The organism is Herminiimonas fonticola, assembly GCF_003293745.1.
In the GTDB taxonomy this organism is placed as follows: Bacteria; Pseudomonadota; Gammaproteobacteria; order Burkholderiales; family Burkholderiaceae_D; genus Oxalicibacterium; species Oxalicibacterium fonticola.
On record NZ_PTLZ01000008.1, the window covers coordinates 1 to 5,944 of the forward strand.

The 5,944-nt window shown below is 49.7% G+C and carries 2 tRNA genes and 3 rRNA genes; all 5 read left to right on the forward strand.

The annotated features are described in order from the left end of the window. Positions 1-510: 510 nt before the first annotated feature. The 5 genes from Hfont_RS14910 (at position 511) to rrf (ending at position 5,794) form a co-directional block, all read left to right on the forward strand. Positions 511-2,043, forward strand: a 16S ribosomal RNA gene (locus Hfont_RS14910). A gap of 116 nt (positions 2,044-2,159) precedes the next feature. Next, positions 2,160-2,236: transfer RNA gene (locus Hfont_RS14915), tRNA-Ile, on the forward strand. A 20-nt stretch (positions 2,237-2,256) separates the two neighbouring features. Beyond that, positions 2,257-2,332: transfer RNA gene (locus Hfont_RS14920), tRNA-Ala, on the forward strand. Positions 2,333-2,637: 305 nt separating this feature from the next. Continuing rightward, positions 2,638-5,512, forward strand: a 23S ribosomal RNA gene (locus Hfont_RS14925). A 169-nt stretch (positions 5,513-5,681) separates the two neighbouring features. Continuing rightward, positions 5,682-5,794 (forward strand): 5S ribosomal RNA (rrf, locus tag Hfont_RS14930). Together the 16S, 23S and 5S rRNA genes with 2 tRNA genes alongside form the textbook arrangement of a ribosomal RNA operon. Positions 5,795-5,944 lie beyond the last annotated feature (150 nt).

A 5,944-nucleotide genomic window follows, 5' to 3' on the forward strand; every position in this document is an offset into this window, starting at 1 on the left:
AAAAGAATTAAAGTATTTTCTCAAAAGGGGTTGCCAAGGCATTGGGTGCTTGCTATAGTTCGGCTCCCGTCGCAGAACAAGCAGCGAAACGCAGAGTGTAGCGAGCTGAATTGGGTGTGATGGGGGTGAAGAAGTTGTTGTAGAAGTTGAAGTTTTTGTTAGTCGTTTTGAAGAAATTTAAAACGAATCTTTTTAAAAAGTTTCTTAAAAAGATGTTGACGAAAACGAAGACATGCCACATAATCTCATCTCTCTGCTGCTGACGAACAAAACGATTCGCAGCGACGCTGAAACAGCGAAGCAGACAAGAAGTTCTTTAAAAATTAACAGTCGATAAGTGTGGGCGTTTAATGGAAGCGCGGCAGTGAATTTATTTGCTGCTATAACTTTAAATATTAAATGCTCACAAAGAAATATAGATACTTTCAGTTAAATGAAAGTACCTGTCAGTATTTTGAGTGAGCGACCGGTTCGAAAGAACCATGTCAGCAATGACATAAAACAGAGATTGAACTGAAGAGTTTGATCCTGGCTCAGATTGAACGCTGGCGGCATGCCTTACACATGCAAGTCGAACGGCAGCACGGGAGCTTGCTCCTGGTGGCGAGTGGCGAACGGGTGAGTAATATATCGGAACGTACCCTAGAGTGGGGGATAACGCAGCGAAAGTTGCGCTAATACCGCATACGATCTACGGATGAAAGTGGGGGATCGCAAGACCTCATGCTCATGGAGCGGCCGATATCTGATTAGCTAGTTGGTAGGGTAAAAGCCTACCAAGGCTTCGATCAGTAGCTGGTCTGAGAGGACGACCAGCCACACTGGAACTGAGACACGGTCCAGACTCCTACGGGAGGCAGCAGTGGGGAATTTTGGACAATGGGCGCAAGCCTGATCCAGCAATGCCGCGTGAGTGAAGAAGGCCTTCGGGTTGTAAAGCTCTTTTGTCAGGGAAGAAACGGTGGACTCTAATACAGATCACTAATGACGGTACCTGAAGAATAAGCACCGGCTAACTACGTGCCAGCAGCCGCGGTAATACGTAGGGTGCAAGCGTTAATCGGAATTACTGGGCGTAAAGCGTGCGCAGGCGGTTGTGCAAGACAGATGTGAAATCCCCGGGCTCAACCTGGGAATTGCATTTGTGACTGCACGGCTAGAGTGTGTCAGAGGGGGGTAGAATTCCACGTGTAGCAGTGAAATGCGTAGAGATGTGGAGGAATACCGATGGCGAAGGCAGCCCCCTGGGATAACACTGACGCTCATGCACGAAAGCGTGGGGAGCAAACAGGATTAGATACCCTGGTAGTCCACGCCCTAAACGATGTCTACTAGTTGTTGGGTCTTAATTGACTTAGTAACGCAGCTAACGCGTGAAGTAGACCGCCTGGGGAGTACGGTCGCAAGATTAAAACTCAAAGGAATTGACGGGGACCCGCACAAGCGGTGGATGATGTGGATTAATTCGATGCAACGCGAAAAACCTTACCTACCCTTGACATGTACGGAATCCCTGAGAGATTAGGGAGTGCTCGAAAGAGAACCGTAACACAGGTGCTGCATGGCTGTCGTCAGCTCGTGTCGTGAGATGTTGGGTTAAGTCCCGCAACGAGCGCAACCCTTGTCATTAGTTGCTACGAAAGGGCACTCTAATGAGACTGCCGGTGACAAACCGGAGGAAGGTGGGGATGACGTCAAGTCCTCATGGCCCTTATGGGTAGGGCTTCACACGTCATACAATGGTACATACAGAGGGCCGCCAACCCGCGAGGGGGAGCTAATCCCAGAAAGTGTATCGTAGTCCGGATTGTAGTCTGCAACTCGACTACATGAAGTTGGAATCGCTAGTAATCGCGGATCAGCATGTCGCGGTGAATACGTTCCCGGGTCTTGTACACACCGCCCGTCACACCATGGGAGCGGGTTTCACCAGAAGTAGGTAGCCTAACCGTAAGGAGGGCGCTTACCACGGTGGGATTCGTGACTGGGGTGAAGTCGTAACAAGGTAGCCGTATCGGAAGGTGCGGCTGGATCACCTCCTTTCTAGAGTTTGCGTGAAAGTTAAGCGTCCACACTTATCGACTAGTTAATAAGAAAAGAACAGTGAATGTCGGCGATACGCAGATGGTTGCGTATGGTTGGTTGGTACTGATCCAAACGGGTCTGTAGCTCAGTTGGTTAGAGCACCGTGTTGATAACGCGGGGGTCGTTGGTTCGAGCCCAACCAGACCCACCAAGATATGTATGACCGGTTTCGGGGGTTTAGCTCAGCTGGGAGAGCACCTGCTTTGCAAGCAGGGGGTCGTCGGTTCGATCCCGTCAACCTCCACCAAGATGTCAAACCTAAGTTGATCTGCATGAAAATGTAGTCACGATTTAGGTTTGATCTTTTAAGTAGATCATTAGCTGTTTTTGTTCTTTAACAATTTGGAAGAAGTAAAGATTTATTGGTGCAAACCAATGATGCGCAAGCATTGTTGAGATGCGCTGATGGGTTTTGATTGTATCAAATCAAATAGTATTGGCGATCAGTTGTTCGAAAGAGCAATCCAGTGCCAATACAAGCAAACACGTAGTACTTGTTTGCCTTATGACCGTCTCTTGAAAGCGCAAGCGATTGAGAGGCTAACGTTATAGGGACAAGCGAATAAGTGCACATGGTGGATGCCTTGGCGATATCAGGCGATGAAGGACGTAGTAGCTTGCGATAAGCTGCGGGGAGTGAGCAAACACACTTTGATCCGCAGATTTCCGAATGGGGAAACCCGGCCCTTTGGGTCATCACTCACTGAATACATAGGTGTGTGAAGCGAACGCGGCGAACTGAAACATCTAAGTAGCTGCAGGAAAAGAAATCAACCGAGATTCCCAGAGTAGTGGCGAGCGAAATGGGAACAGCCGCAAGTTTTAGCATTGGATATAGTGGAATGCTCTGGAAAGTGCAGCCATAGAGGGTGATAGCCCCTTACACGAAATGACCAGTGTGGAACTAAGCTTGCAACAAGTAGGGCGGGACACGAGAAATCCTGTCTGAACATGGGGGGACCATCCTCCAAGGCTAAATACTCGATATCGACCGATAGTGAACCAGTACCGTGAGGGAAAGGCGAAAAGAACCCCGGAAGGGGAGTGAAATAGATCCTGAAACCGTGTGCATACAAACAGTAGGAGCGGACTTGTTCCGTGACTGCGTACCTTTTGTATAATGGGTCAGCGACTTACATTCAGTGGCAAGGTTAACCGTATAGGGAAGCCGTAGAGAAATCGAGTCCGAATAGGGCGTTCAGTCGCTGGGTGTAGACCCGAAACCAAGTGATCTACTCATGGCCAGGATGAAGGTGCGGTAACACGCCCTGGAGGTCCGAACCCACTAATGTTGAAAAATTAGGGGATGAGCTGTGGGTAGGGGTGAAAGGCTAAACAAACTTGGAAATAGCTGGTTCTCTCCGAAAACTATTTAGGTAGTGCCTCAAGTATCACCATCGGGGGTAGAGCACTGTTATGGCTAGGGGGTCATTGCGACTTACCAACCCATTGCAAACTCCGAATACCGATGAGTGCGAGCTTGGGAGACAGACGTCGGGTGCTAACGTCCGGCGTCAAGAGGGAAACAACCCAGACCGCCAGCTAAGGTCCCAAAGATTGGCTAAGTGGAAAACGAAGTGGGAAGGCTAAAACAGTCAGGAGGTTGGCTTAGAAGCAGCCATCCTTTAAAGAAAGCGTAATAGCTCACTGATCGAGTCGTCCTGCGCGGAAGATGTAACGGGGCTAAGCCAGTCACCGAAGCTGCGGATATGTGTTTACACATATGGTAGGAGAGCGTTCTGTAAGCCTGCGAAGGTGTCTTGTAAAGGATGCTGGAGGTATCAGAAGTGCGAATGCTGACATGAGTAGCGATAATGGGGGTGAAAAGCCTCCACGCCGAAAGCCCAAGGTTTCCTGTTCAACGTTCATCGGAGCAGGGTGAGTCGGCCCCTAAGGCGAGGCAGAGATGCGTAGCTGATGGGAAGCAGGTTAATATTCCTGCACCGTCGTATGATGCGATGGGGGGACGGATCGCGGAAGGTTGTCAGGCGGTTGGAAGAGCCTGTTCTTGACTTGTAGAAGGCACTTAGGCAAATCCGGGTGCGTAATTCAAGGGGTTGAGACGAGTGAACTTGTTCACGAAGCAATCGGAAGTGGTTCCAAGAAAAGCCTCTAAGCTTCAGTCATACGAGACCGTACCGCAAACCGACACAGGTGGGCGAGATGAGTATTCTAAGGCGCTTGAGAGAACTCGGGAGAAGGAACTCGGCAAATTGGTACCGTAACTTCGGGATAAGGTACGCCCTTGTAGTTTGACCACTTTACTGTGGAAGGATGAAAGGGTTGCAATAAACTGGTGGCTGCGACTGTTTAATAAAAACACAGCACTATGCAAACACGAAAGTGGACGTATATGGTGTGACTCCTGCCCGGTGCTGGAAGATTAAATGATGGGGTGCAAGCTCTTGATTGAAGTCCCAGTAAACGGCGGCCGTAACTATAACGGTCCTAAGGTAGCGAAATTCCTTGTCGGGTAAGTTCCGACCTGCACGAATGGAGTAACGATGGCCACACTGTCTCCTCCCGAGACTCAGCGAAGTTGAAATGTTTGTGATGATGCAATCTACCCGCGGCTAGACGGAAAGACCCCATGAACCTTTACTGTAGCTTTGCATTGGACTTTGAACCAATCTGTGTAGGATAGGTGGGAGGCTTTGAAGCGGGGACGCTAGTTCTCGTGGAGCCAACCTTGAAATACCACCCTGGTTTGTTTGAGGTTCTAACCTTGGTCCGTTATCCGGATCGGGGACAGTGCATGGTAGGCAGTTTGACTGGGGCGGTCTCCTCCCAAAGTGTAACGGAGGAGTTCGAAGGTACGCTAGGTACGGTCGGACATCGTGCTAATAGTGCAATGGCATAAGCGTGCTTAACTGCGAGACTGACAAGTCGAGCAGGTACGAAAGTAGGACATAGTGATCCGGTGGTTCTGTATGGAAGGGCCATCGCTCAACGGATAAAAGGTACTCTGGGGATAACAGGCTGATTCCTCCCAAGAGTTCATATCGACGGGGGAGTTTGGCACCTCGATGTCGGCTCATCACATCCTGGGGCTGTAGCCGGTCCCAAGGGTATGGCTGTTCGCCATTTAAAGTGGTACGTGAGCTGGGTTTAAAACGTCGTGAGACAGTTTGGTCCCTATCTGCCGTGGGCGTTGGAAATTTGAAGGGGGCTGCTCCTAGTACGAGAGGACCGGAGTGGACAGACCTCTGGTGTACCGGTTGTCACGCCAGTGGCATTGCCGGGTAGCTAAGTCTGGAAGAGATAACCGCTGAAAGCATCTAAGCGGGAAACTTGCCTTGAGATGAGATTTCCCAGAGCCTTGAGCTCTTTAAAGGGTCGTTCGAGACCAGGACGTTGATAGGTCAGGTGTGGAAGTGCAGTAATGCATTAAGCTAACTGATACTAATTGCCCGTAAGGCTTGTCCCTATAACCTTAGCAGGTCATAGGCATACAAGTAACGTGTGTGCGATTTGATTCGTGCAATCAAAACCGCTGTCGTCATCACCCATGACCTCAGTGTGATCTTTACTTCTTCCAGATTGGTTTGTTGACGACGTCAGAGTAACGACGACGGCAGCGAACGCTACAAGTTATGCCTGATGACCATAGCGATTTGGTACCACCCCTTCCCATCCCGAACAGGACCGTGAAACGAATTTGCGCCGATGATAGTGCTGCAACCAGTGTGAAAGTAGGTCATCGTCAGGCTTTTATTAGAAAACCCCCTTCCAGTGATCTGGTCGGGGGTTTTTGCTTTTGGAAAATCGCTTTGCATGGAGCTGTGTGGCAGCAGATGGCGTGCGCTCACGCCACTTCGCTGTGCTTACTTTACTGTACGCTGCCGACTTCTAATGTTCT